Source organism: Phenylobacterium sp., assembly GCF_030693625.1.
GTDB classification, from domain to species: domain Bacteria; phylum Pseudomonadota; class Alphaproteobacteria; order Caulobacterales; family Caulobacteraceae; genus Phenylobacterium; species Phenylobacterium ferrooxidans.
In genome coordinates this window covers 13,830-39,976 of the sequence record NZ_JAUYAF010000012.1, presented here as the reverse complement: position 1 = coordinate 39,976, position 26,147 = coordinate 13,830, and the positions used below count along the sequence as shown (strand labels likewise).

Sequence of the window (26,147 nt, the reverse complement as noted above, 5' to 3'; positions counted from 1 at the left end):
GTCAGAACTCGGTCCACTCGCCGGCCGGCGCCTCGGCCACCGCCGCCGAGCCGAACGCCCCCTTCAACCGACTCCGCTGCTGGGCGACGGGATTGCGGGCGGTCACATGCCGCTCTGGGTCGGCCAGCTCCAGGCGGGCCGCGCCATGCGCGGCGCCGGACCGGAAGCGGCTGACCAGCCGCACGAGTTCGCGGGATTCGTTACGCAGGTTGGAGGCCGCGGCCGTGGATTGCTCCACCATGGCGGCGTTCTGCTGGGTGACCTGGTCCATCTGATTGACCGCGGTGTTGACCTGGTTGAGCCCGGTGGCCTGTTCCTGGGAGGACTGGGCGATCTCGGCGATCAGGCCGTCGATCTCGGCGACCTTCTCGGCGATGCCCAACAGGGTCTGGCCGGTTTCGCCCACCAGCTTCACCCCGCGCTCGACCTGGGCGGAGGAGGTGGCGATCAGGGACTTGATCTCCTTGGCGGCGTCGGCCGAGCGCTGGGCGAGGGCCCGGACCTCGGAGGCCACCACCGCGAAGCCGCGACCGGCCTCGCCGGCGCGGGCGGCCTCGACCCCGGCGTTCAGGGCCAGGAGGTTGGTCTGGAAGGCGATCTCGTCGATGACGCCGATGATCTGGGAGATCTGGCGCGACGACCCCTCGATCTCGCCCATGGCCGCGACGGCCTCGCCCACCACCTCGCCGGAGCGCTGGGCCTCGGCGCGCGCGCTGGAGGCGGCGCCGGAGGCCTGCTTGGCGCCTGACGCGCTGCGCCGGACAGTGGCGGTGATCTGGTCCAGGGCCGCAGCGGTCTCCTCCAGGCTGGCGGCCTGCTGCTCGGTGCGGCGCGACAGGTCGTCCGACGCGCTGGCGATCTCGTCGGCGCCGACGCCGACGCTGCTGGTGGAGGCTGAGACCGCCGTCATGGTCTCCTGCAGGGTGGTCATGGCCGCGTTGAAGTCGGTGCGGACCTTCTCGAAGGCGGGGTCGATGGCGCGCGCGATCCGATAGGTGAGGTCGTTGTCGGCCAGTTTCGACAGGCCGCCGGCGATCTCGTCCACGGCTTGAATCCGTCCGGTGATGTCGGTGGCGAACTTGACCACCTTGAGGACCTTGCGGTCGGAGTCGAAGATCGGGTTGTAGGAGGCCTGGATCCAGACCTCGCGGCCGCCCTTGCCGATCCGCTTGAACTCGGCGGCCACGAACTCCCCGGCGTTCAGCCGCCGCCAGAAGTCGTGATACTCCGCGCTCTGAGCGAACTGCGGCTCGACGAACATCCGATGGTGGCGGCCCTTGATCTCGGCGAGATCGTAGCCGAGCGCCTTGAGGAAGTTCTCGTTGGCGTCGAGGATGTCGCCATCGAGCGTGAACTCGATCATGGCCTGGGCGCGGGAGACGGCCTCGATCTTGCCCTCGAAATCGGCGTTCCGCAGCTTCTGGGCGGTGATGTCGGTGGCGATCTTCACGACCTTGACGACCGCGCCCCTGGCGTTCTTCACCGGGTTGTAGGAGGCCTGGATCCAGACCTCGCGACCGCCCTTGCCGTTGCGGCGATACTCCCCAGAGTCGAACTCGCCACGGCCCAGCTTGGCCCAGAAGGCGGCGTAGTCGGGGCCGCGCGCCTCTTCAGGATCGACGAACAGGCTGTGGTGGCGGCCCTTGATCTCCGAGAGGCTGTAGCCCAGCGCGGCGCAGAAGTTCTCATTGGCCGAGAGGATCGCGCCCTTGGGATCGAATTCGATGATGGCGAGGGATCGCCCCAGGGCCTCGAGGGTCGCGGCCGCGTTCCCGCCAGATCCCGCATGGATGCCGAACATGATCTTCTCCCTCAACCTCGCCAAGCCCATCATTTGTGAACCGCAAGCATGCCTGGAAGCCGAAGGGGTCTTGAAAGGCATCCGATGCGATCGTTACTGTCTTAAGGATGACGTAGTGAAAGATGTCTGAGTTCCGGGAACGCTGGTCTATCCCAATAGTGCAAGTCTATACCCGAAACGGGTATGACCTGTAGTTTTGGACTCTCCAAAACTCAATCCTGGGTGTCAATATTGCCTGATCGAGCGTTGTCGTCGCCAGACGGCCCCCCGGGGTCCCTCCGATCTCATGGGCCGGGCGGGGTGGTCCCCTTCGCATCGCGCCCCTTCATCCGGGCGACCGATCCGGGCGAGATGGCCGAAGCGCTCTGGCGCAACTACAGGGTGGGTTCGGCGCGTTTCGAGGACACCGAGGCCCCGTTCCTGGCGCTGGCCAACGGCGTGCGGCTGGAGGGCGTGCGGTTTCACTATTGCCGCTACGACACGCCGGCGCAGATCAGCTTTGTCGCGATGGGGGGCTACCGGCAGGTCTTCGTCCTGTCCGGGTCGAGCGAGTTCACGCTCGGCGGGACCAAGATGGCGCTTGGGCCGGAGGCGACCGGACTGATTCCGCCCGGTTCGGACTTCGACGCGGCCTACAGCCAGGGCTACGCCCACATCATCGCCGAGTTCGACGAGGGCGCCCTGGTCCGCAAGGCCGAGAGGCTGACGGGACGGGACTTCGCGGGTCTTCCCGATCTTCCCCTGGGCCGCGCCCTGCCGGCCGGGCGCTTCTGGAAGACCCGGGGGCTGGTGGACAACCTGGCCGACCAGTTCGCCAATGGCGCCGACGAGGCGGCCCTGCCGATCACCGAGCTGGTCCAGGCCCTGGCGAGCGCCTTCCTGATAGACCACCTCGAGGACCATCCGGGGCTGCCGAGCCGGGGCGCCAAGGCGGCCGGCCGGCCGGCGGCTGACCTGCTGGAGGACTATATCCGTGAGAACTGGAGCCGGCCGCTGACCGTGGAGGAGATCGCCGCGGCCTGCGGTGTCAGCGTGCGCAGCGTCTTCGCCCGCTTCCGGGAGACGCGGGGAACCTCGCCCATGGCCTATCTGAGGGCGCTGCGCCTGGATGAGGCGCGCAGGCGCTTGCGGGAGGGCGAGCCGGGGGTCTCGGTCATGGATGTCGCCCTGGCCTGCGGATTCGCCAGCTTCGGACATTTCGCCCAACGCTATCGGGACCGTTTCGGCGAACTGCCCTCCGAGACCGCGACCCGGTCGCGATAGCCGCCCGCCGCAAATGGAAACGGCCGCTTCCGGTGGGAAGCGGCCGTTATGGTGGAGCTTAGCGGAGTCGAACCGCTGACCTCTTGCATGCCATGCAAGCGCTCTACCAGCTGAGCTAAAGCCCCGAGGTCTCGGGTTTCTCCGGGGGCGGACTGGAAGGCCCTCCCCGAAGAGGCGCGGAACCTAGTCTGACAGTTCGCGGCGATCAAGCCCGCCTGCAAGGAAATTTGCAGGCGGCTTGTCGCAGCAAATAGTTAGCGGTCCTCGACGTCGCCCTCGCCGGGCAGACCCTCGATTTCGGTGTCGTCGAAGTCGTCTTCGTCGTCTTCTTCCAGGAAGGGCACGTCGTCGGTGTCCTCCTCGAGGTCTTCCTCGTCCTCGGAGAAGCCGGCGAGCTCGTCCTCGGGCGTGGCGCCCGGTTCGGCGTCGTCGTCATCGTCGTCGCCGGGGATGATCGGAGCGTCGACCACTTCGTCGAGTTCCGGGGTGACGACCTCTTCTTCTTCCTCGTCGTCGTCGGCCTCCGACTTGCCGCGCACCTGGGCTTCGCCCTCGTCCTCAACCTCATGGTCGGTGGGGGCGACGCGAGAGCGGCTACGGCGGCTGCGGACAGCCTCGTCGGGGTCGAACTCGGTGGCGCATTTCGGGCAGTGGGCGGGACGACGGGTAAGGTCGTAGAACTTCGCTTGGCAGTTCGGACAGATCTGCTTTGCGCCCAGTTCGGGATTGGCCAAGGGCTAAGCCTCTAAGGGTTCGAATGAAGCCGGGTCCCTTGCCACGGGCTGGCGCCGCTGTCAAAAGCAAACCCCCTCGTGACAACAGCAAGGCCTTAAGGAGGCTTGGCATTCCCATGACGTCGGCAGGACTGACCGCGAAACGCGGCGGCCCGCTGCGGGGCCGCGTGCGCGCCCCGGGCGACAAGTCGATCTCCCATCGCGCGCTCATCTTCGGGGCGCTGGCGACGGGGACGACGCAGATCGAGGGGCTACTCGAAGGCGACGATGTGCTGCGCACCGCCCAGGCCATGCGGGCGTTCGGCGCGACCGTGACCCATCTGGGACCCGGCGCCTGGCGGGTGGAGGGCAAGGGCGGGTTCGCCGAGCCCGACGACGTGGTCGACTGCGGCAACGCCGGCACTGGAGTGCGGCTGATCATGGGGGCGGCGGCGGGATTCCCGATCAGCGCCACCTTCACCGGCGACGCCTCCTTGCGCGGGCGGCCGATGAACCGGGTGATGAAGCCCTTGAAGGACATGGGGGCGACGTTTGCGGGGCGCAGCGGCGGGCGGCTGCCCCTGACCCTGCAGGGCGGGAGCCTCAAGCGCATCGATTACCGGCTGCCCGAGCCCTCGGCCCAGGTGAAGTCGGCGGTGTTGCTGGCGGGGCTGCATGCGCAGGGTGGGGCGGGCGTCATCGAGCCTGAAGCGACGCGCGACCACACCGAGCGAATGCTGCGGGCCTTCGGGGCGACGATCCATGTCGAGGACCGCGATGGGGAGCGCCATATCGACCTGCCCGGTGGCCAGACGCTGACGGGGACCAGGATCATCGTGCCGGGGGATCCGTCCTCGGCGGCCTTCCCCCTGGTGGCGGCCCTGATCACCCCGGGATCGGAGGTGACGGTGGAGGGCGTGCTGCTCAACAGCCTGCGCACGGGCCTGTTCACCACCCTGCAGGAGATGGGGGCCGACCTGACCATATCGAACTTGCGCGACGCGGGCGGCGAGCAGGTGGGCGACGTCACGGCGCGCCATTCCGCCATGCGCGGGGTCGACGTGCCCCCCGAGCGGGCGCCGTCGATGATCGACGAATATCCGATCCTGGCGGTGGCCGCGGCCTTCGCCGACGGCCCCACCCACATGCGCGGCATCGGCGAGATGCGGGTCAAGGAGAGCGACCGCATCGCCCTGATGGCGGCCGGGCTCTCGGCCTGCGGCATCGGGGTCGAGGAGGAGCCGGAGGGCCTGATCGTCGTGGGGGCCGCGCGGGGCAACCATCCGGCGGCGGGCGGCGCCAGCGTGGTCACCAAGGGCGACCACCGGATCGCCATGTCGCACCTGGTGATGGGTCGGGCCTCGGACGACGCGGTCAGCGTCGACGAGCCCGGCACGATCGCCACCCGCTTCCCGGGCTTCGTGGAGATGATGCGCGGCCTGGGCGGGGAGCTGGCGTGAGGACTGAAAGCGCGCGTCCTTCTCCCCTTGCGGGAGAAGGTGGCCCTGCGGAGCAGGGTCGGATGAGGGGTCGATCATCCTGTCCGGCCCATCTCAGACGTCATCCCGGCCGCAGCGAAGCGGAGAGCCGGGACCCAGGGGCGGTGCGCCCGGCCCCTGGGTGGCTGCTTCGCGCCGCCGCTTCGCGGTCCCGGATCGGCCTGGCGGCCGTCCGGGATGACGGGTCTTGTTCTGAACGCGGAGCGCGACCCCTCATCCGACCGGTCTCCGACCGGCCACCTTCTCCCGCAAGGGGAGAAGGGACGACGCATAGGACCTCGCTTTGAAATCCCCCTTCATCATCACCGTCGACGGGCCCGCGGCCTCGGGGAAGGGGACGATCGCCAACCGGCTGGGGGCGCTCTACGACGTGCCGGTGCTGGATTCCGGGCTGCTGTACCGGGCGGTCGGCGTGCTGACCCGGCGGGCGGGCAAGGACCTGGACTCAGAGCAGGACGCGGGCGGCGTGGCCATGACCCTGACCGCCGCCATGCTGGACGATCCGGAGTTCCGCACCCGCGGCGCCGGCGAGTGCGCCAGCCGGGTGGCGGTGCATTCGGCGGTGCGCCTGGCCCTGCGCGAGCTGCAGCTGGCCTTCGCCCGCACGCCGCAGGGGGCGGTGCTGGACGGGCGTGACATGGGCACCGTGATCTGCCCCGAAGCGCCGGCCAAGCTCTATGTCACCGCGACGCCGGAGGTCCGGGCTGAGCGGCGCTGGAAGCAGCTGAAGGGGCAGGGGGAAGAGGTCAGCCTGGCCGATGTCCTGGAGGATATCCGCCGGCGCGACGAACGCGACGGGAGCCGGGCCGACAGCCCCATGGTGGCCGCCGCCGACGCCGTCTTGCTGGACACCACTGAAATGACTATAGAGCAGGCCACCGATGCGGCCCGCCGCACGGTCGAGGCGGCGCGAGCCCGGTGGGAAACTTCCTGACGGGCAATCCAAACGCGCCTTTCCCTCGATGGCTGCGGGCGATTTTCACCGCGCTGGGGTCCGCCCCGACGCCTTCGGTTTGCAACCCTTAACCCGACGCCGGGACTCCGAACGCGACGAGCGTGTCGGACCAGATCCGTTTCACGGACGGCGTCATCTGAAAGACGAAAGAATATTATGGCTGACGATATGAGCCTGTCTCCCTCCCGCGACGACTTCTCCGCCCTGCTGGACGAGTCCATGGGCGGCCGCGACTTCATGGAAGGCGTGGTGGTCAAGGGGATCGTGGTCGGGATCGAGAAGGATTTCGCGATCATCGACGTGGGTCTGAAGACCGAGGGCCGCGTGTCCCTGAAGGAATTCAACCAGGAAGGCGATGATCCCGCCCCCATCGTGGTCGGCTCCACCGTCGAGGTCTTCCTCGAGCGCGTCGAGAACGCCATGGGCGAAGCGGTCATCAGCCGCGACAAGGCCCGCCGCGAAGAGGCCTGGACCCGTCTGGAAGGCGTCTACGAGAAGAACGAACCGGTGATGGGCTCCATCGTCGGCCGCGTGAAGGGCGGCTTCACCGTCGACCTCGGCGGCGCCTCGGCCTTCCTGCCCGGCAGCCAGGTCGACATCCGCCCCGTGCGCGACGTCGGCCCGCTGATGGGCAAGGAACAGCCCTTCGCGATCCTCAAGATGGACAGGCCCCGGGGAAACATCGTTGTTTCCCGTCGCGCGATCCTCGAGGAAGCCCGCGCCGAACAGCGCACCGAGCTGGTCTCCCAGCTGCAGGAAGGCGAGATCCGCGAAGGCGTGGTCAAGAACATCACCGACTACGGCGCGTTCGTGGACCTGGGCGGCATCGACGGCCTGCTGCACGTCACCGACATGAGCTGGAAGCGCGTCAACCACCCGAGCCAGGTCCTGGCCGTGGGCGACACCGTCAAGGTGCAGATCGTCAAGATCAACCCCGACACCCAGCGCAACAGCCTGGGCATGAAGCAACTGCAGTCCGACCCCTGGGACGGCGTGGAAGCCAAGTATCCCGTGGGCGCGAAGTTCACCGGCCGGATCACCAACATCACCGACTACGGCGCCTTCGTGGAGCTGGAAGCCGGGGTCGAGGGCCTGGTCCACGTGTCCGAAATGTCCTGGACCAAGAAGAACGTCCACCCGGGCAAGATCGTCTCCACCAGCCAAGAGGTTGAGGTCGTGGTCCTGGACGTCGATCCGTCCAAGCGTCGCGTCTCGCTGGGCCTCAAGCAGGCCATGGACAATCCTTGGGACGCGTTCGTCGCCGCGCACCCGGTCGGTTCGACCGTGGAAGGCGAGGTCAAGAACGCCACCGAGTTTGGTCTGTTCATCGGCCTGGAGAACGACATCGACGGCATGGTCCACCTTTCGGACCTCGACTGGACGGCGTCGGGCGAAGAAGCCATCGCCAAGTATCACAAGGGCGAAATGGTCAAGGCCCGGGTGCTGGACGTCGACGTCGAGAAGGAACGTATCTCGCTCGGCATCAAGCAACTGGCCGGCGATCCCATGGTGGGCGACTTCTTCCGCAAGGGTCAGACCATCACCGTCACGGTGACGGAAGTCACCACCGGCGGCATCGAGGTTCGCTTCGGTGAGGACGACGCCCCGATGAGCGCCTTCGTGCGCAAGTCCGACCTGTCCCGCGACCGCGCCGACCAGCGCCCGGAACGCTTCGCCGTGGGTGACCGCGTCGACGCCCAGGTGACCAATGTCGACAAGGCCGCCCGCAAGGTCGGTCTGTCGATCAAGGCCCTGGAAATGGCCGAGGAAAAGGAAGCCATCGAGCAGTTCGGCTCGTCGGACTCCGGCGCCTCGCTGGGCGACATCCTGGGCGCGGCCCTGCGCGAGAAGGCCAAGAACGACTAATCGTTCGAGCCTCTCGCAGATGTTCTAGGGAGCGGCGGATCGGGAAACCGGTCCGCCGTTTTCTTTTTCGCGAACCGCACTATCCTGAGTTGACCGCGCGGCCTATGCCTGCGTCGGGTGCTCGACGCAGATCGGCATTTCGCCAGCCAACCCTTTCCCGGCCCCGATTTGGGACAAGTGAGCCCAAGCTTTTGGCGCTGATTGTCATCACTGGGCCGTAAACCCTTTTCCTGCCTTGAACATCCTCAGGGACTCGACCATGTTCCGCAGCCGAAAGACCGGAAGAAGGCATGATCAAGTCTGAGCTGATCGCCAAGCTCGCTGAGGAAAACCCGCACCTCACCCAGCGCGATATCGAGCGCGTGGTGGGAGTGGTCCTTGAGCGCATGATCCAGGCCCTGGAGAACGGCGGCCGGGTGGAGCTGCGTGGCTTCGGCGCGCTGTCTGTTCGCTCGCGCGACGCCCGGGCCGGCCGCAATCCGCGCACCGGCGAGGCCGTCGAGGTCCGCGCCAAGCACGTGCCCTTCTTCAAGAGCGGCAAGGAACTGCGCGAGCGGCTCAACGCCGACGAATAAGCGTCAGTCCAGAGCCCTGTTCAGGCTGCGGGCACAGAGGGCGTAGAGCGCCGGCTTGGTCGCCTTCGAGCTGAGATAGAAAAAGCTGTAATAGAGCCAGTAGAGCCGGGTGGCCTCTTCGAAGCCCGCGATCCCTTCCGCTTGGCTGGCCGCGTAGGCGCGGTCGGCCTTGTCATCGAGGAAGAAGGCGGCGGACGTCAGGTCCAGTAGCGGGTCGCCCATCACCGCCTGGACACTGAAGTCGATGACACCGGTGACCGCGCCCGCCTCGTCCACCAAGACATTGCCGGGATGATAGTCTCCATGCGCCAGCCTGCGCGGCGCGCCGGCGCGGGCCTGAGCCAGGCCGTCGAATAGTTCCAGGACGCGAGCCGGAGCTGTCAGATCGGCCTGGGCCCAGGGCGCATCGACCAGCGAGGCCGCCACCCGGCTAACCAGATAGGCCGGCCAGCTCTCGGCGCGGACTGGGGCCGGCCCCAGGATCTGGCCGTGGTAAGGCGCATCGAAAGCGATGGCCTGGATTTCGCCGGCCGCCACCATGTAGTTGGCCAAGGCCCGCTTGCGGTCCTCCGGCCTGGCGCGCGCCAGGAACCGGCTCAATGCCATCCCCGGGATTCGCGCCTCCACCACGCAGGTGGCCTCGCCGACCTGGAGAACCTCGTCGAAACGTGGGACCGCGAAGGTGACCGCCCGCGTGTCGAGCCCGCGGTAAAAGGCGTCCAGGGCCCGCACCTGGGTCAGGGGGGTCTGGGTGGAGAACACGCGCAGCACGCTGGCCTCGCCCAGTCTGTAGGCGCGGCTCTGGTCGCCCGCGCCCAGCAGATCTGCCTCGGTCACACCGAAATGCTTCAGCGCCTGCTCGCCCATGCTTGACCCGATTCAGCCTGCTCATGATCCTGCCACATCCCTGGGCCAGAGCGTCACCATGAGCATCTTCTCCGAATTCCGCGAGTTCGTCGCCCGCGGCAATGTGATCGACCTGGCCGTCGGCGTGATAGTCGGAGCGGCCTTCAATGACATCGTCAAGAGCCTGGTGGACCAGGTGGTGATGCCGCCCATCGGCCTGCTGCTGAGCGGGGTCGACTTTTCCGACCTGCAACTGGTGCTCAAGCCGGACAACCCCATCACCAAGGCCAACGAACTGGTGGCCATCCAGTACGGCGCCTTCTTCAACACCATGATCAAGTTCGTGATCGTGGCCTGGGTGGTGTTCCTGATCGTCAAGGCGGTGAACGCCGTGCGGCGCCGGGACGCCCAGACGCCGCCGGCCGAAAAACCCGCGCCGCCGCCGCAGGAGGCCCTGCTGGCCGAGATCCGCGACCTGCTGAAGAACCAGGCCAAGTCTTGAATTCGAGGGCGTGATAGCCCTTATCGGCTCCATGACCGTGCCCACCAAGATCTGCGGACTTTCCACGCCCGAGACGGTGAGCGCCGCCGTGGCCGGCGGAGTGGGCTTCATCGGCTTCATGTTCTTCGACAAGAGCCCCCGCAACATCACCCCCGACGCCGCCGAGCGGCTGACGGCCGAGGCCCGCGCCCGCAATGTGAAGATCGTGGCGGTGACCGTCGATCCGGATGACGAACTGGTCGACCGCCTGGCCGCGATCCTCAAGCCCGACCTGTTCCAGCTGCACGGCGCCGAGACCCCGGCGCGGGCCCGCGCCATCGCCGCGCGGACGGGTGCCGGGATCATCAAGGCCCTGTCGATCTCCACCGCCCACGATCTCTCGGCCGCCAAGGCCTATGAGGCGGCCGCCGACCACCTGATGTTCGACGCCAAGGCGCCGCAGGATTCCGAGCTGCCCGGCGGCAACGGCGCGCGGTTCGACTGGACCCTGATGATGGGCCACCGCTTCCAGCGGCCCTGGTTCCTGGCCGGCGGCCTCGATCCCTGGAACGTCGTCGACGCCGTGCGGCTGTCGGGCGCGCCCATGGTGGACGTTTCCTCTGGCGTGGAGCGCGGTCCCGGCCTAAAGGACCCGGCCTTGATCACGGCGTTTCTTGAAGCCGTACGCCGCGCCTGAACGTATTGCCTGAGCCCCGATCCCGAGCCGAGTGATAGTGACGTGAACGCGCCCACCGCCAAGCCCAACGACTATGCCGCCTATCCCGACGCCAATGGGCGGTTCGGGGACTATGGCGGACGCTACGTCCCCGAGACCCTGATGCCGCTGGTCCATGAGCTGGACGCCGCCTATTCGGCGGCCAAGGCCGATCCGGCCTTCCAGGCGGAACTGTCGGGTCTGCTGACCCACTATGTGGGGCGGCCCAGCCCGCTCTATCTCGCCGAGCGGCTGACCGCGCATTTCGGCGGCGCCAAGATCTATCTGAAGCGCGAGGAGCTGAACCACACCGGCTCCCACAAGATCAACAACTGCATCGGCCAGATCCTGCTGGCCCGGCGCATGGGCAAGACCCGGATCATCGCCGAGACCGGCGCCGGCCAGCACGGCGTGGCCTCGGCCACGGTCTGCGCCAAGTACGGCCTGCCCTGCGTGGTCTATATGGGCGCCGTCGACGTGGAGCGGCAGAAGCCCAACGTCTTCCGCATGAACCTGCTGGGCGCCCGGGTGGAGGCTGTGACCTCCGGCTCGGCGACCCTGAAGGACGCCATGAACGAGGCCCTGCGCGACTGGGTCACCAACGTCCACGACACCTATTACCTGATCGGCACCGCGGCCGGCATGCATCCCTATCCGGCCATGGTCCGCGACTTCCAGTCGGTGATCGGTCGCGAGACCAAGGCTCAGGTCCTGGAGGCCGAGGGCCGCCTGCCCGACGCCGTCGTCGCCTGCGTCGGCGGCGGCTCCAACGCCATCGGCATGTTCCACCCCTTCCTCAACGACGAGAGCGTCAAGCTGATCGGCGTCGAGGCCGCGGGCGAGGGCATGGAGACCGGACGTCATGCCGCGGCCATCAATGGCGGCCGACCGGGCGTCCTGCACGGCAACATGACCTATCTGCTGCAGGACCCAGAGGGTCAGATCACCGAGGCCCACTCCATCTCGGCCGGCCTCGACTATCCGGGCATCGGGCCCGAGCATTCCTGGCTGCACGACGTGGGGCGCGCCACCTACCTCACCGCCACCGATCTGGAGAGCCTGGAGGCGTTCAAGCTGCTGGCTGAGCTCGAGGGCATCCTGCCGGCCATCGAGAGCGCGCATGCCATCGCCCGGCTGGGCGACGTGGCGCGCGACGTCGGCAAGGACGGGATCGTGGTGCTGAACCTGTCGGGCCGTGGCGACAAGGACGTCGCCACCGTCGCCGCCCACCTGGGGATGGCGATTTGACCAAGGCTCGCATCGACGCGCGTTTCGCCGCGCTGAAGGCGGAGAACCGCGCCGCCTTCGTGGCCTACGTCATGGCCGGGGATCCCGACTATGACCGTGGCCTGGAGATTCTGAAGGGCCTGCCGGCCGCCGGGGCCGATCTGATCGAGGTGGGCTTCCCGTTCTCCGACCCCATGGCCGAGGGGCCGCCGATCCAGCGGGCCGCTCAGCGCGCGCTTGCGAGCGGCATGACGCTGAACAAGACCCTGGCCATGATCGCCGAATTCCGGAAGGGCGATCAGACGACGCCGATCATCCTGATGGGCTACGCCAATCCCCTGGTGAACCGCGGCTTTGCCGCCTTCGCCCAGGACGCGGCCGCCGCCGGCGCGGACGGCCTGATCGTTGTGGATATCCCGCCGGAGGAGGCCGACCCCCTGGCCGACGCCCTGGACGCCGAGGGGCTGTCCCTGCTGCTGCTGTCCACCCCCACCAGCGACGACGCCCGCCTCAAGGTGATTGCGCGGCGGACCTCGGGCTTCGCCTATTACGTCTCCGTGGCGGGCGTGACCGGGGTGAAGGAGGCCGATGCGGCCACCGTGGCGCCCCATGTGGCCCGGGTGCGGGCCGCCGGCGGCCTGCCGGTCTGCGTGGGCTTTGGCATCAAGACGCCGGAGCGCGCTGAGGCGGTGGCGCGGGTGGCCGACGGCGTGGTGGTGGGCTCGGCCCTGGTGGAGGAGATCGCCGCAAGCCTGGCGATGAACGAAACCGTGACCACGCGGGTTCTTTCCAAAGTGGAATCCTTGGCTAAGGCTGTGCGCTTGGCGCGAGTCGCAAGCCCGACGGTGTAGTTCACATGGCGATGGCTGAGCACAAGAACGACAAGTCCCAGAAGCCGCCGAGCCACCCGACGCCGCGGGAGCGGGGCGGGTGGCTGGCCAAGATCGCGCCGGGCGTCCGCAACCTGGTGGCCAAGCGCGAGACCCCGGAGAATCTCTGGGTCAAATGCCCTGACACCGGCGAGATGATCTATCGCTCGGACCTGGAGGCGGCCCTGTGGGTCACCCCGTCCGGCAACCACATGCGGATCGGCGCCAAGCAGCGCCTGGGCTACACCTTCGACGAGGGTGTCTATGAGCGGATCGCCTCGCCGACCGTGGTGGAAGACCCGCTGAAGTTCCCCGACGACCGCTCCTATCCCGACCGCCTGAAGTCGGCCCGCAAGACCACCGGCGAGCAGGACGCCATGGTGATCGCGTTTGGCGCCATCAAGGGCCAGGACTGCGTGGTGGTGGTGCAGGACTTCGCCTTCATGGGCGGGTCGCTGGGCATGGCCGCGGGCGAGGCCTTCATCAAGGCCGCCCAGGAAGCCGTGCGCCGCCAGGTTCCCTTCGTGATCTTCACCGCCTCGGGCGGCGCCCGGATGCAGGAGGGGACCCTGTCCCTGATGCAGCTGGCCCGCACCACGGTGGCGGTCAACGAGGTCAAGGAAGCCGGCCTCCCCTACATCGTGGTGATGACCGACCCCACCAGCGGCGGGGTGACCGCCTCCTACGCCATGCTGGGCGACATCCACCTGGCCGAGCCCAACGCCATGATCGCCTTCGCCGGCCGCCGGGTGATCGAGCAGTCGATCCGCGAAACCCTGCCTCCGGGCTTCCAGCGCGCCGAGTTCCTGGTGGAGCGCGGCATGGTGGACCGGGTGGTGACCCGCAGCGAGATGACCACCGTGCTCGGCTCGCTCCTGACGACCCTCATGATGGGACGAAACGCTTCAAAAGCCGCCTGATCCCTCGCCTCCGCCTGATCCCGTTCAGCCCTCTCCAGGCCACGCCCCATGTATGATGAGATCCGCGCCTTCGACGCGATGATCGCGCGGCTGCGCGAGGAATTCCCGTCCCTGATCGACCTGTCCACCGGGCGGGTGCTGCGCCTGCTGGAGGCCATGGGAAGGCCGCAGGACAAACTGCCGCCGGTGATCCACGTGGCCGGCACCAACGGCAAGGGCTCCACCACCGCCTATCTGCGCGCCATCGCCGAGGCGGCGGGGCTGAAGGTGCATGTGCTGACCTCGCCGCACCTGGTGCGGTTCGCCGAGCGCATCCGCATCGCGGGCGAGCTGATCGGCGAGCAGCGGCTGCGCGAGCTGATCGACACCTCTATCGCCGAGAACGACGGCGGCGAGATCAGCTTCAACGAGATCATGTCGGCCATGACGCTGAAGGCCTTCGCCCAGACGCCCGCCGACCTCTGCGTGATCGAGGTGGGGCTGGGGGGCCGGTTCGACTGCACCAATGTCTTCGACGCGCCGGCGGTCTGTATCATCACCCCGGTGGACTACGACCACCTGGAGATGCTGGGGCCCGAGCTGACCAAGATCGCCTGGGAGAAGGCCGGCATCATCAAGCAGGGCCGCCCGGTGATCGTGGCGCGTCAGATCGAGGAAGCCTTCGAGGTCATCGAGCGAGAGGCCGAGGGCCTGTCGGCGCCGATGCTGGCCATGGGCCGCGACATCGACGCCTGGGAGGAGAACGGCCGCATGCTGATCCAGACGCCAGACCGGCTGCTGGACCTGCCGATGCCGGGGCTCTACGGCCCGCACCAGGTGGGCAATGCGGCGCTGGCCGTCATGGCCCTGCTCACCTGGGGCGACCCGCGCATCGACGAGGCGGCCCTGGCCAAGGGGGTGGCCGGCGCGGTGTGGCCGGCGCGGTTCCAGCGGCTGACGGCCGGGCCGCTGGGCGCGGCGGCGGTGGCGCGCGGCGCCGACCTGTGGCTGGACGGGGCGCACAATCCCCACGGCGGGCGGGCGCTCGCCGAGACCGTGGATCGCCTGGCCCGCGACGGGCGTCCGGTGACCCTGGTGGTGGCCCAGTACGCCCGCAAGGACTCGGTGGGCTTCTTCGAGCCGCTGCAGCGGCTCGGGGCGCGGGTGATCGCCACGACGTTTGAGTCCACCACGGCGCTCTCGCCGGAGGACCTGGCGGCGGCGGCGGCTCAGGCGGGACTGACCGCCGAGACCGCGCCGGACGTGACGACGGCCACCACCATGGCCCTGGCGGTGGATGGCCCGGCCCCTCACGTGATCATCTGCGGCGGCCTGCACTTCGCCGGCGAGGTCCTGGCGCTGAGCCCCGACACCTGGCCGACCTGAGACGTTGCTCCGCTGCGCAGCGGGGTAGGAAAGCGCACTTGCACATCTCCGCTTTCTCGTTCTAGTTTTGTTCTTCAACGAGGGAGCTCCCATGTCCGACGTCCTCGCCCGCGCCCGAGACTTCCTGCTGCGCAATGGCCGGCTGCTGGAGCGGCGGCTGTTTGAGCATCATTTCGACGGAGCCTCGGCCGAGCCGGTGGTGCGGGCTCTGGCCGCCTATCAGGGGCGCGACGGCGGATTTGGCTCGGCCCTGGAGCCGGACAAGCGCGATCCGGCGAGCCAGCCGGTGGACGTGCAGATCGCCTTCGAGATCCTCGACGAGGTCGACGCCTTCGATCCGCTGACGGCCGGCCGCGCCTGCGACTGGCTGGCCAGCATCGCCACCCCGGAGGGCGGCCTGCCCTTCGCCCTGCCCAGCGTGAACGCCGCGCCGCACGCGGTCTGGTGGAAGGTGGAGGGGGAGCAGCCTCCGGCCGACATCAATCCGACCGCGGCCATTGTGGGCCTGCTACGCAAGCACGGGATCGACCACCCGTGGGCGGCCCGGGGCGAGGCCTATTGCTGGTCGGTGGTGGAGGGCTCGGAGACGGACAAGTTCCACGACCTGATGCCGATGATCTGTTTCCTGGAGCACACAGGCGACCGGCCACGCGCGCAGGCCGCGCTGGCGGTTCTGGCGCAGCGCATCCCGGGCCTGGTGGAATTGGACGCAGGCGCCGAGGGCTATGTGAAGAAGCCGCTGGACTGGGCGCCCAGCCCCTCCAGCTTCTGCCACAGCCTGTTCTCCAAGGAGCTGCTGGGCCATCACCTGGAGGCGCTGGCGGCGCGTCAGGACCACGACGGCGGCTGGCCCATCAGCTGGGAGACGGTGGGGCCGGGGCCGCAGCTTGAATATCGCGGCGTGATGACCGTGGCGGCGCTGAAGACGCTGAAGGCCTACGGGGCGTTGTAGGGCCCTTCTCCCGCAAGGGGAGAAGGCCGCGTCAGTTTAGATCCCGGCTTCGTTGAGCCACTCGACGATCTTCTGCTTGGGCATGGCGCCCACCTTCATCGAGGCCATCTGGCCGTCCTTGAAGAGCATCATCGTCGGAATGCCGCGCACGCCGTAGCGCGAGGGGGTGGTGGGGCTTTCCTCGATGTTGAGCTTGGCCACGGTGACCTGGGCGCCCAGCTCGGCGGCGATCTGCTCGAGCGCCGGGGCGATCTGCTTGCAGGGGCCGCACCACTCGGCCCAGAAATCGACCAGCACGGGCTTGCTGGACTGCAGGACGTCCTTCTCAAAGGACTCGTCGGTGACCGCTACGGTGCTCATCAAAAGCTCCTTAAATACCTGCGGCCTCAACGAATGAGCCGCGATGTTCGATCCGCCACATAGGCGGCGTCTGTCCTGGTATCAACCTGCGCGGCCAAGCTCGGCAAGGGTTTGGCTGATAAGTATTTCTGGGACCGCCATCAGCTTGGGCCCGTCTGTCCATACCAGGGCGGCCTCAATCGCGCGCCCTGGGAAGACTTCGGCCAGGACCGCGGCATAGATCGCCATCTGCCGCAGATAGGCCGGGTCGGCGTCCTCGATGCGGTCGGGGGAGGGGCGGTTGGTCTTGAAATCGGCCACCAGCACCCGGTCGTGCAGCACCACGAGCCGGTCGATTCGTCCCGAGATGGCCAGGCTGGCGGGCAGTCTCGACGCGGTTCCGGCCAGGGCCACCTCGGCGCGGCTGCCCGGTCCGAACACCTCGGCGAAGCGGGGGTCGTTCAGCACGCCCAGGGCCGCGCTGGTCATCTCGGCGCGCTGCGCGTCGGTGAGGTCGCGCTCCCGGGCCAGCAGGCGCAGGGCCGCGGCGGGGCGGGCCTCGAGCGCCAGGTCGGGCAGGATCTGCAGCAGGCGGTGGATCAGGTCGCCGCGCCGGAAGCGGCCGAGGCCCGCCACCACCGCCAGGGGCGAGGCGGCCGGAGTGGCGGCGTCCTCCCCCAGCTGCGACGGCGAGGCGTAGCGGGCGTGGGGCTCGGCGATGGCCTGCGCCCGGGTCCAGGCGGGGGCGGTCGTCGCGGTCGCCGCGCTGTCGGCGGCCTTGCCCAAGGCGACGGGGTCGGGGCCGAACCGCAGGATCTGCAGCTCGCCGCAGGTGGTGGCGCGCTTGTGCGGGCTGACCTCGGCGTGGTCGAAGGCCGCCGTGAGCGCCCCCCACCAGCCCTTGAGGTTCTCTTCCTTGGCGTTGGCGGCGACCCGGCCGCAGAGCACCAGGCGGTCGCGGGCGCGGGTGAGGGCGACGTAGAGCAGGCGGTAGGCCTCGTCCTCCTCGCGGGCGGCGCGGCGTTCGCGGGCGGTGGCCGAGGCCTCGCAGTCGCCCTTGGCCGAAGCGCACCAGAGGAAGCCGCCGTCCGCGGTCTCCAACAGGGGCGTACCGCGCGCGCCGCGGCTCAGCGTGGTCTCGGGCAGGAAGACGATGGGCGCCTCCAGGCCCTTGGCGCCATGGGCGGTCATGACCCGGACCTCGTCGCGGCCGGCCTCCATCTCGCGCTTGACCGTGATGTCGAGGCTGGCGAAGGCGGCGGTCAGGCTCTCCAGGTCCTGGGTCCCCCGGCTCTCGGCGGCCAGGACCTGGGCCAGGAATTCGTCCAGGGCGTCTTCGGCCTCGCCGCCCAGGCGGCGCAGCAGGCGCTGGCGCATGGAGCGGCCGGCGGCGTCGCGGGCGCCCAGCAGGCGGGAATAGAACTCGAAGGGCCGACGCTCGCGGGCCTCCTCCAGCAGGCGCGTCAGCAGGTCGTGAGCCTCTCGCCACTCGGGGCGCTCCTCGGCGCGGGCGGTGAGCGCCTGCCACAGGCTCAGCGGCGCGCGGTTGCGGGCCAGGGCGTAGAGGCTGTCGTCGGTGAGGTCGCAGAAGGGGCTGCGCAGCAGGGCCGCCAGGGTCAGGTCGTCAGCGGGGAACAGGGCGAAGCGGGCGACCGCCACCAGGTCGTCAAAGACGATGTGTTCGGAGAGCGCCAGGCGATCGGCGCCGGCGACCGGAATCTTGGCGTGCTTTAGGGCCCTCAGAATCTCCTCGAACAGGGCCTTGCGGCGGCGCACCAGGATCAGGACGTCGCCGGGGCGGGCGGGGCGCCACTCGCCCCTCTCGCCCAGGCCCTTGTCGAACACCCCGTCGCCGCGGGCCAGCAGGTCTCCGATCTCGCAGGCGATGCGGGCGGCCAGGCGCTTGTTGGCGCTGGCCTCGGTCTCCTGGTCGAGGGGGGCGTCCCAGGCCTCGCGGACGTCGCCCTTCTCCTCCCGCTCCAGGGGCCAGATGTCGACGCAGCCGGCGTGATCGACCCGGCGCGCCTTGTGGGTGATGGGCTCGGCCAGGGCGCGCGGCAGGATGGCGGTGGCCAGTTCCGGCGAGGAGAAGGTCGCGTCGACGAAGGTGAGCACCTGGGGTGTCGAGCGCCAGGAATCCAGCAGATCCACCTTCTCGAAGCGGAAGCCGGCCCCGGTGGCGCGGTCCCTGTGGAACTCGAACTGTTCCATCAGCAGCTCGGGCCGGGCGCCCTGGAAGGAGTAGATCGACTGCTTCTCGTCGCCCACCACGAACATGTTGCGCTCCAGCCGGGTCGCGGTGGGGACGCCGGCGCCGGAGAAGAATTCGCCGGCCAGAGAGCGGACGATGGCCCACTGGTCCGGCGCGGTGTCCTGGGCCTCATCCACCAGGATGTGGTCGATGCCGCCGTCCAGCTTGTAGAGCACCCAGGCCGCCGCCGGGCTCTCGGCCACCAGGTCGCGGGTCTTTTCGATGAGGTCGGAGAAATCCAGCGCGCCGTAGGACGCCTTCTCCATGGCGTAGGCGGTGAGGTAGGCGTTGGCCAGGATCAGGGCCCCCTGGGTATCCACGGCCACCTGGGCGGCGCGGCGCCAGGCGCGGGCCTCCTCCAGGGCTTCCTGGTCGGCCAGCAGGCCAGCGCGCAGGGGTTCGTGGCTCTTGAGGCCGCTGGTCTTGGCGACCCAGGCAGCCGGCGTCCCCTCGCCCTTGTCGGTGAAGAGGCAGGCCAGGGCGCCGTGGAAGGTCGGCTCGCTGGCGAGGGCCGCGAGGGCCGCGCCGTTCTTGGCGTCGGCCTTGCCGCCCTGGGCCAGGACCTCGGCGGCCTCGCGCCAGGTGCGCAGGTTGAGCGCGGCGATGGCGCGCAGCTCGACGGCCTCGGGATCGACCGGCTCGGGGAAGCCGCAGACCCCCCAGACATCGGCCACGGCGCCCGGCAGGCCCCCGTGCTTTTCCAGATAGGCGGCGAGGCGGCCCCGAGCGCTCTCGAAGGCGCCGAACATCGACTGGAAGCTCTGAAAATCCAGGGCCACGGAGAAGCGGGCATAGGCCTCAGCGACCCGCCCCTCGCCCTTGAGCGCCAGGCGGGCCACGGCCTTGCGGGCGGCGTCGGCGATGGCGGCGCTGGCGGCGTCGTCCATCACCCGGAAACCGGGGGAGACGCCGGCCTCCAGGGGGAAGCGGCGCAGCAGCTTCTCACAGAAGGCATGGATGGTCTGGATCTTCAGGCCGCCGGGGGTCTCCAGGGCGCGGGCGAAGAGGGCGCGGGCCGCCGACAGGCGCAGGGGGTCATAGTCGCCGATCGGCCGGCCCTCGAGGTCCGACAGGGCCTGCCGCAGGCGGGTGTCGTCGCAGACCGACCAGTCGCCCAGCAGGCCAAACAGCCGGCGCTGCATCTCGGCGGCGGCGGCCTTGGTGTAGGTGACGCAGAGGATGGTGGCGGGCTCGGCGCCGGCCAGCAGCAGGCGGGCGACCCGGTCGATCAGGGTCTTGGTCTTGCCCGAGCCGGCGTTGGCGGTGACGAAGGCCGACAGCTCCGGGTCGGCGGCGACACGTTGCGGATCGATCTCGCGGGTGGGGAAGGGAATGACGGTCATTCGCCCTCCTCGTCGCCGCTGGTGGACCATTCGAACACCCGGGCCAGGTGATCGTAGTCGCTGATGTGGGTCTTCACGAACTGTGGGGCCGATCGGGACAGGTAGGGCTGTGCCGGGTCGTCGAAGCGGGCGACCAGCTTGCCCAGGCCGTCCAGGGCGGTGCGGGCGGCGGCCTCGCTCTCCTCGCCCGCGGCGGCGCGGGTCTCCTCGCGGCCAGCGGGCTTGCGGCCAGTGACCTCGAGATAGGTCAGGTCGCCAGGCATGGGGCGGCCGAGGGTCGGGAAACCACCATAGGCCAGGATGGCGGCGGTCAGGGTGAGCTGCGGCGAGAAACCGGTGTCCACCACCTTCTGCGAGGGCGCCTTGCCGGTCTTGTAGTCGAGGATGTGGCCGTAGCCCTCCGGCGAGATCTCGATGCGGTCGGCCCGGGCGTTGACCTTGAAGAGGCCGCCGGGCGCATTGATCTCCAGCTCGCCCTTCAGCTCGACATGGATGGTGCGGCCGTCGGCGCGGCGCCGGCGCTCCAGGTCGGCGACCCATAGCGCAGCCTCGCGGGCGAGGGCGCTTTCGCGGGCCAGGGCCTCGTGGGGCATGCCGGCCTCCTCAAGAGCGGTGACGTACATGGCTTCGAAGATCGACGCGGCGTCAGGGGGAACCTCAACGGGATGAGCCTCGGCGAAGCGCTCGAAGGCCTTGTGGATGGCGGTGCCGCGGGCGCGGGCCTCCACGGCCTCGTCGGGACGCTCGAGGGGGTAGAGCCGCAGGATGTCACGGGCCCAGACGGCATAGGGGTCGCGGGTCAGGGCCTCGACCCGGGTGACGGCCATTTCGCGGGGGCGGTCGGCGACCGGCGGGCGCGGGGCGGGGCGCTTGGCGGGGGTGTAGTCGGTGGTCGCGTCGAGGGATCTCGCCCAGTCCAGGATCTCGGGACGGGTCGGCAGGTCGATGCCGGCGCCGCGCGCCAGGGTCTCCAGCCGCCACAGCCAGCGGGACTTCACGGCGGGCGCGCCCTCGCGGCGCTCGGAGTGCAGCAGGATCACCTCGGGCGCGCAGGCGGCCTGGGCGAAGTCGTGGGCGGCCAGGCCCACGCGGCGCTCCGGCGGCGGCAGGCCGAGCGCCTCGCGCATCGGCCGCGACAGGAAGGGGTCCAGGGCCGCGCCCTGGGGCCAGACGCCTTCCTCCAGGCCGGCGACGATCAGCCGGTCGGCGCGGGTCAGGCGGGCCTCGATGGCGCCCAGGATGCGCAGGCGGGGATGGGTGGCGCCGCCCGAGCGGATGCTTTCCCCCGACATCAGCCGGGCCAGGAGATCCGCAAAGCCCCGGCGGCTGACGGCCGGCGAACCGTCGGATTCGCTCATCAGGCCCGAGAGCAGGCGGCCCAGGGCCTCGCCGCCATGGCCGGCCCAGAGGTCGCCGGTGTCGCCGGTCTGGTCTGCGGCCAGGGCCTCCATGGTTTCAGCCAGGGTGCGGGCGGCGTCGGCGGGGCGGGCCTCGTCGTCGGTATAGGGCGCCTGCAGACGGGTCAGGGCGTCGCGGAGCTGGGCGGCCAAGGCCAGGGCGTCCTCAACCGCGCCGGGTTCGATGCGGGCGTCCGAGGCCTTGCGGCGCAGGTGGGCCTCCAGGGCGGCCCAGGTGGTCTTGCGGGGCCCGCGCAGGCCGTGCAGCTCCAGGGCGGCGCGCCGCCGGTCGAGGGTCTCGGGGTCGGCGCCGAGACAGACCAAGGGATGCTTGGCGATGGCCAGCAGGGTGACCGGGTCCAGGGGATCGTCGGCCGCCTTGGCGACCAGGGCGGCCAGCACCCCGCAGCGGCAGCCGGCCAGGGCCGAGCCCGCCGAGGAGTCGGCGGCGACGCCCCAGCGGGCCAGCTTGGCGGCGACGCGGCGGGCCAGGGTCTGGTCGGGCGCCACCAGGGCGGTGGTCCGGCCGGGAACCTCCAGCGCCTCACGCAGCAGCAGGGCGGCCACTGTGGCGGCCTCTTCCTCTCCCCGGGCGGTGACCACCGACAGACCCTTCAGGCCCTCGGCGATGGGGTCGATGTCCTCGGCCTGGCCCTCGGCGCGCAGGGTCTCGATGACGGTCAGCCAGTCGGCGGTGGCCTCGGCGGGCCGCAGGGCCTCGTTGATCACCCGGCGGCGCCAGCGGCCGGCGGTGTCCAGGGTGTCGGAGGCCGGCCAGAGCAGGACGTCGCGGCGGGCGATCCCGGCGCGGGTCAGCAGACGCTTCATGGCGCCTTGAGGGTGTTGTTCGCCCACCTGGGCCCAGGCCTTGTCGGCAAGGCTCTCGTCGAGGCCGGGCAGGATCACCGCGCCCTGGGGCGCGCGGGCGATGACGGTCAGCAGGTCGGCGGTGGCCGGCGCCGTGCCGGTGGAGCCCGCGGCGATGAGAATTCCCTCGGGCGGCCTGCGGTCCCAGGATTCCGCGAGGGCGCGCAGCAGGGCTACCCGGCGCTGGCTGACATCGACGACGCCGAGCTCGTGCAGGCGAGCGGGCCAGGAGGTCAGCGCGGTCTCCAGGAACTCCCGGCTGACCCGCCAGTGCTCGGCGAGGTCGGCGCTCACCAGGTCGGCCAGGCCATCCCTGGCGCTGACCTCCTCGATCTGCAGGCTGTCGAGGAAGGACCCGAGCGCGTCGGCCAGTTCCAGGGCGGCCGAGGCGTCCAGCTCGCGCTTCAGTTCCTTTTCGTGGCCCTTCACCAGGGCGATCAGCTCGAAACGGCGGCGCAGGGGCCCGATGGCGGCGGGCAGGTCGATGGCCAGGTCGCCGGGCTCGAAGGGCGGCTCGCCTTCGTCCAGATCCCCCAGGGGCCTGATCTGCGGCGGCAGGACGGCGCGGCCTCCGGCGGCGGCGATGAAGGCGTCGGCGAGCGCCCGGGCGCCGCGGCGGGTGGGGGTGAGAACCACGGCCTGGGACAGGGCCTCGGGGCCAAGCGGCGACAGGGCGTCGAACAGGCCCCGCGCCAGGTCGTGGACGAAGGGGCGGTGGGCCGGGATGTTGAACCAGCGGGGGCCTTCGCCTGCGAGCAGGGCGATCACGTCAGCCTCGCTTCGGCCTCGTCCCGGGCGGCGGGATCGCCGACGTGCAGCCAGAAGGCGTCCATGGCCACGCCGTGGATGCGGCCCTCGTCCTGCAGCCGCCACCAGATGGGCAGGATGGAGAAGGCCCCCTCCGGCTGATCGTCCAGCAGCTGCGGCTTCATGATCTGGAACCCGACATTGGCCAGCGGCGCGGCGTTGGCGTCGTCGGCCATGTGGATGATGCGCCCGTCGGTTTCCTGGCGGAAGCCGCGGGGCCCCTCCAGGCCGATGCCCTGGTCGCGGGGGACCAGCAGCAGCAGGAGGTCCATCTTCGCCGGATCCCAGGCCCGCTTCATGGCCTCCAGGGGCGGAACCTCGCCGCCGACCCACAGGCTATCGATGTTGGCCACCAGGATGGGGTCGTCGCCGAGCAGGTGGCGGGCGTTCTTGATGCCGCCGCCGGAGTCCAGCAGGGTGGCGCGCTCGTCGGCGATGACCACGCGGGGGTTGGTGCGGCCCGCCAGGTGGGCCTCCATCTGGTCGGCGAAGTGGTGGACATTGACCACGGCCGTCTCGATCCCGGCCTCGTGCAGGCGGTCCAGGACATGGTCGATCAGGGCCTTGCCCTTCACTGTCACCAGGGCCTTGGGCCGGTCATTGGTCAGGGGACGCATGCGGCTGCCGATCCCGGCGGCCAGGACCATCGCCACCTTCGGGCCGGGCGTGCTCATGTGCGCGAGCTCGCGGGCACGTTGGCGTCGAACCAGACCTTGAGGTCGGCCAGGGCCGGATCGGCCAGGCAGGTGTCCAGGTAGCGCCAGAGCCGGGGCATGAAGGCGGCGTAGCGGGGCTTGCCGTCCCGGGTCACCAGCCGGGCGAAGATCCCCAGGATGCGGACGATGTTGAGGGCGCCCAGGGCGTGATAGTCGGCCAGGAATCGCGCCTGGTCCAGCTCGGGGCGGAGCTTGAAGTAGTAATCCAGCGCCGCGGCCTCCCGCTGCGGCGAGACATCGCGCCGGGCGTCGTGCAGCAGCATGGACATGTCCCAGGCCGGGTGGGCGCGAACCGCGTCCTGGAAGTCCAGCAGGCCGACGCGGGCGGCGCCCTGGCGGTCGGGCAGCCAGATCAGGTTCTCGGCGTGGTAGTCGCGATGGCAGAAGACGGACGCGCCCGCTGCGCCCTGCGCCCGGATCGGGGCCCAGATCGCGTCCCACTGCGCGACGGCGGCGTCGCTGAAGTTGAGTTCGGGCTTCAGCCTCGGCAGCCACTCTGGAAGGATGTCGCCGGCGGTCTTCAGGGCCACCTCGTCATAGTCCAGCAGCGGCCATTCGATGCCGGGCGCGGTGAGCGCCTCGGGCGCCGGGGCCTCGTGCAGGCGCACCAGGCCCTCGATGGCGGCGTCGTAGAGCGGCGCCTCGTCCAGGCCGCCCTCGATCAGCACGGCGAACAGGTCGTCGCCGAGATCTTCCAGCACCGCCAGCCCCTGGGCGGCGTCGTGGGCCAGGATGGCCGGCGCCGACAGGCCCTGGGCCTTGAGCCATTCGGCCACGGCGACAAAGGCGTCGACCCGGCCGGCGGCGAGGCGGGCGAGGGCGTTGTAGCCGGCCTTGGCGCGATCGTCCGGCGTGGCCTCAGGATGGCAGGGGGCGGTCTCGGCGTTCGGCGGCTGGTCCATGAAGATCAGGCTGGGCCCGGTGGCGGGATGCAGCCGTTCATAGGCCCGGGTCGAGGCGTCGCCGCTCAGCGGCACGCGGGCGGCGTCGCCCCAGCCGTGCCGGTCCAGGAAGGCGGACTTGATGGCCTCACGATCGGAACTCAAACCCACGTCCTTCCCAGGCGCCGTTGGGGGTCAGGCGGGCCCGGCGGCCCTCGCCCTCAATGGTGATCTCTATATCCAGCCGGTCGGCTGGCAGGCGACCTTCCAGCCGTTCGGGCCATTCGATCAAGGCCGCCCCGTCCTCCAGGGCCTCTTCGAGGCCGATCTCATAAGCCTCGTCGGCGCTGGTGAGCCGGTAGAGGTCGAAGTGGGCCACCGAAAGGCCCTCGCCCTCATAGAACTGAACCAGGGTGAAGGTGGGGCTGGGCACATCCTCCGTGGGCGTTGTCAGCGCGCGGATCAGGGCCCGGGCCAGGGTGGATTTCCCCGCCCCCAGGGGGCCGGTCAGGCAGATGGCCTCGCCGACCCGCAGCGCCTCGGCTAGGGCCGCGCCAAGGGCGGAGGTGGCGTCCTCGTCATCCAGGCGGAAGTCGCCGTCCGCCTCCACGATCATGCGAAGGCCCGGTCGGGATGCTGGGGCAGGACGTGCTCGACATAGGCCTTGAGCTGGTCGGTGGCGGTGGTGACGTCGGTGTCCAGCCGCTCGGGCCCCACGATGGGGCCGACGGTCAGGTGGAACTGCTGGCCCCGCTTGTTCAGCAGCTCATGGAACAGGGTGATGTCCCTCAGCTCCGGAGAGAAGCGGTGGAAGAAATGGAACAGGGTCGACCAGGGGCCGCTCAGGTGCAGGGGTACGATAGGGGCCTCGTACTTGCGGGCGATGGACAGCGCGCTGCTCATCCAGGGCGACTCGGCCAAGGCTCCGTCCAGGCCTCGTCTGGCCAGGCGTCCGGCCGGGAAGATCACCAGGGGGCGTTCGGCCTCCAGCACCTCGCGGGTCAGGTTCAGCGTGTTGCGCGTCCGTTCGCGGGTGCGTTTCTCCTCGCGCCATTCCACCGGGATCAGCACCTCTCCAAAGGCCTCGGACACCCGGTGAGCGTCGGAATTGGCATAGAAACAGACATCCGGGCGCAGGGCCCGCAGGGCGTCATAGACCGCGACACCGTCGGCGATGCCGGTGGGATGGTTGCAGATCAGCACCAGGCGCCCGGTGCGCGGCACGCGGTCCAGGCCGCGCGCGCTCACCTTCACATCGAGCAGGCGCGACACGTAGTCGAGGGCCTCGCGGCCGCCCATGGGAGCGATGGCGTCGGCCATGGACCGCGCCTTGCGATAGTCCAGCAGGCGATAGAGCAGGGGGCGAAGCAGCGGCCACGCGACCCCGCCCGAGAGCTTGGGCGCGCGCTCGGCGATCAGGGTGTCGACGATGTGGTCGTGGTAGGCCCGCCGCGCCGGCAGGGCTTCGGTGGCGACACTGCTCATGGGGCGCAGGATGC

General features: G+C 69.8%; 22 protein-coding genes and 1 tRNA gene. 12 read left to right on the top strand and 11 right to left on the bottom strand.

The annotated features are described in order from the left end of the window. Position 1: 1 nt before the first annotated feature. Entirely contained in the window at positions 2–1,801 is a 1,800-nt protein-coding gene (locus Q8N10_RS01785; protein WP_304776418.1) for a PAS domain-containing methyl-accepting chemotaxis protein, read from the bottom strand. 300 nt (positions 1,802–2,101) lie between these two features. Here Q8N10_RS01785 and Q8N10_RS01780 point away from each other — a divergent pair, with 300 nt between their 5' ends. Further along, a complete protein-coding gene (locus tag Q8N10_RS01780; protein ID WP_304776415.1) occupies positions 2,102–3,064 on the top strand; it encodes an AraC family transcriptional regulator in 963 nt (320 codons plus the stop codon). A 49-nt stretch (positions 3,065–3,113) separates the two neighbouring features. On the opposite strand, the gene Q8N10_RS01775 is transcribed toward Q8N10_RS01780, so the two are convergent. Both Q8N10_RS01775 and Q8N10_RS01770 read right to left on the bottom strand, forming a co-directional pair. Next, positions 3,114–3,189, bottom strand: a tRNA-Ala gene (locus Q8N10_RS01775). Between the two features lie 129 nt (positions 3,190–3,318). Further along, complete coding sequence (locus Q8N10_RS01770) at positions 3,319–3,798, bottom strand: TIGR02300 family protein (RefSeq protein ID WP_304776412.1); 480 nt, start codon at positions 3,796–3,798, stop codon at positions 3,319–3,321. A 116-nt stretch (positions 3,799–3,914) separates the two neighbouring features. Here Q8N10_RS01770 and aroA point away from each other — a divergent pair, with 116 nt between their 5' ends. The 4 genes from aroA (at position 3,915) to Q8N10_RS01750 (ending at position 8,672) form a co-directional block, all read left to right on the top strand. After that, on the top strand, positions 3,915–5,237 hold the full coding sequence (gene aroA / locus Q8N10_RS01765) for a 3-phosphoshikimate 1-carboxyvinyltransferase (protein WP_305663858.1): 1,323 nt from the start codon (positions 3,915–3,917) through the stop codon (positions 5,235–5,237). Between the two features lie 322 nt (positions 5,238–5,559). Beyond that, entirely contained in the window at positions 5,560–6,210 is a 651-nt protein-coding gene (gene cmk / locus Q8N10_RS01760; protein ID WP_304776408.1) for a (d)CMP kinase, read from the top strand. Between the two features lie 6 nt (positions 6,211–6,216). Then, on the top strand, positions 6,217–8,097 hold the full coding sequence (gene rpsA / locus Q8N10_RS01755; RefSeq protein ID WP_305663860.1) for a 30S ribosomal protein S1: 1,881 nt from the start codon (positions 6,217–6,219) through the stop codon (positions 8,095–8,097). A gap of 290 nt (positions 8,098–8,387) precedes the next feature. Further along, the gene (locus Q8N10_RS01750; protein WP_304776405.1) at positions 8,388–8,672 is read left to right on the top strand and encodes an integration host factor subunit beta; all 285 of its coding nucleotides are present in this window, start codon (positions 8,388–8,390) and stop codon (positions 8,670–8,672) included. 3 nt (positions 8,673–8,675) lie between these two features. Here Q8N10_RS01750 and Q8N10_RS01745 read toward each other — a convergent pair whose 3' ends face one another. Continuing rightward, positions 8,676–9,509 (bottom strand): aminoglycoside phosphotransferase family protein, encoded by an 834-nt coding sequence (locus Q8N10_RS01745; RefSeq protein WP_304776402.1) that lies wholly within the window; start codon positions 9,507–9,509, stop codon positions 8,676–8,678. A gap of 88 nt (positions 9,510–9,597) precedes the next feature. Between Q8N10_RS01745 and mscL the strand changes: the two genes are divergently transcribed. The 7 genes from mscL to Q8N10_RS01710 all read left to right on the top strand — a co-directional run bounded on the left by mscL (position 9,598) and on the right by Q8N10_RS01710 (position 16,047). Then, positions 9,598–10,020, top strand: coding sequence for a large-conductance mechanosensitive channel protein MscL (mscL, locus tag Q8N10_RS01740; protein ID WP_304776400.1), 423 nt, complete (start codon positions 9,598–9,600; stop codon positions 10,018–10,020). 31 nt (positions 10,021–10,051) lie between these two features. Continuing rightward, positions 10,052–10,696, top strand: a complete 645-nt coding sequence (locus Q8N10_RS01735) for a phosphoribosylanthranilate isomerase (protein WP_304776501.1) — start codon at positions 10,052–10,054, stop codon at positions 10,694–10,696. 42 nt (positions 10,697–10,738) lie between these two features. Further along, positions 10,739–11,962: a tryptophan synthase subunit beta gene (gene trpB, locus Q8N10_RS01730; RefSeq protein WP_304776398.1), complete on the top strand. Its 1,224-nt coding sequence runs from the start codon at positions 10,739–10,741 to the stop codon at positions 11,960–11,962. Beyond that, the gene (trpA, locus tag Q8N10_RS01725; RefSeq protein ID WP_304776395.1) at positions 11,959–12,792 is read left to right on the top strand and encodes a tryptophan synthase subunit alpha; all 834 of its coding nucleotides are present in this window, start codon (positions 11,959–11,961) and stop codon (positions 12,790–12,792) included. The genes trpB and trpA overlap by 4 nt, the downstream gene beginning before the upstream one ends. A gap of 5 nt (positions 12,793–12,797) precedes the next feature. Beyond that, positions 12,798–13,730: an acetyl-CoA carboxylase, carboxyltransferase subunit beta gene (gene accD / locus Q8N10_RS01720; RefSeq protein ID WP_304776392.1), complete on the top strand. Its 933-nt coding sequence runs from the start codon at positions 12,798–12,800 to the stop codon at positions 13,728–13,730. 48 nt (positions 13,731–13,778) lie between these two features. Beyond that, a complete protein-coding gene (locus Q8N10_RS01715; RefSeq protein ID WP_304776389.1) occupies positions 13,779–15,095 on the top strand; it encodes a folylpolyglutamate synthase/dihydrofolate synthase family protein in 1,317 nt (438 codons plus the stop codon). A gap of 91 nt (positions 15,096–15,186) precedes the next feature. Continuing rightward, a complete protein-coding gene (locus Q8N10_RS01710; protein ID WP_304776387.1) occupies positions 15,187–16,047 on the top strand; it encodes a hypothetical protein in 861 nt (286 codons plus the stop codon). A 36-nt stretch (positions 16,048–16,083) separates the two neighbouring features. On the opposite strand, the gene trxA is transcribed toward Q8N10_RS01710, so the two are convergent. The 7 genes from trxA to Q8N10_RS01675 all read right to left on the bottom strand — a co-directional run bounded on the left by trxA (position 16,084) and on the right by Q8N10_RS01675 (position 26,133). After that, on the bottom strand, positions 16,084–16,407 hold the full coding sequence (trxA, locus tag Q8N10_RS01705) for a thioredoxin (RefSeq protein ID WP_304776386.1): 324 nt from the start codon (positions 16,405–16,407) through the stop codon (positions 16,084–16,086). Positions 16,408–16,488: 81 nt separating this feature from the next. Continuing rightward, the gene (gene addA / locus Q8N10_RS01700; protein WP_304776383.1) at positions 16,489–19,980 is read right to left on the bottom strand and encodes a double-strand break repair helicase AddA; all 3,492 of its coding nucleotides are present in this window, start codon (positions 19,978–19,980) and stop codon (positions 16,489–16,491) included. Further along, the gene (gene addB / locus Q8N10_RS01695; RefSeq protein ID WP_304776380.1) at positions 19,977–23,012 is read right to left on the bottom strand and encodes a double-strand break repair protein AddB; all 3,036 of its coding nucleotides are present in this window, start codon (positions 23,010–23,012) and stop codon (positions 19,977–19,979) included. The genes addA and addB overlap by 4 nt, the downstream gene beginning before the upstream one ends. Continuing rightward, a complete protein-coding gene (locus Q8N10_RS01690) occupies positions 23,009–23,725 on the bottom strand; it encodes a nucleotidyltransferase family protein (protein ID WP_304776378.1) in 717 nt (238 codons plus the stop codon). The genes addB and Q8N10_RS01690 overlap by 4 nt, the downstream gene beginning before the upstream one ends. Continuing rightward, positions 23,722–24,819 (bottom strand): N-acetylmuramate/N-acetylglucosamine kinase AmgK, encoded by a 1,098-nt coding sequence (gene amgK / locus Q8N10_RS01685; RefSeq protein WP_304776376.1) that lies wholly within the window; start codon positions 24,817–24,819, stop codon positions 23,722–23,724. Before amgK ends, Q8N10_RS01690 begins: the two co-directional genes overlap by 4 nt. Continuing rightward, positions 24,797–25,264: a tRNA (adenosine(37)-N6)-threonylcarbamoyltransferase complex ATPase subunit type 1 TsaE gene (tsaE, locus tag Q8N10_RS01680; protein ID WP_304776373.1), complete on the bottom strand. Its 468-nt coding sequence runs from the start codon at positions 25,262–25,264 to the stop codon at positions 24,797–24,799. The genes amgK and tsaE overlap by 23 nt, the downstream gene beginning before the upstream one ends. Beyond that, positions 25,261–26,133, bottom strand: a complete 873-nt coding sequence (locus tag Q8N10_RS01675) for a 1-acyl-sn-glycerol-3-phosphate acyltransferase (protein ID WP_304776370.1) — start codon at positions 26,131–26,133, stop codon at positions 25,261–25,263. The genes tsaE and Q8N10_RS01675 overlap by 4 nt, the downstream gene beginning before the upstream one ends. Between the last annotated feature and the right edge of the window lie 14 nt (positions 26,134–26,147).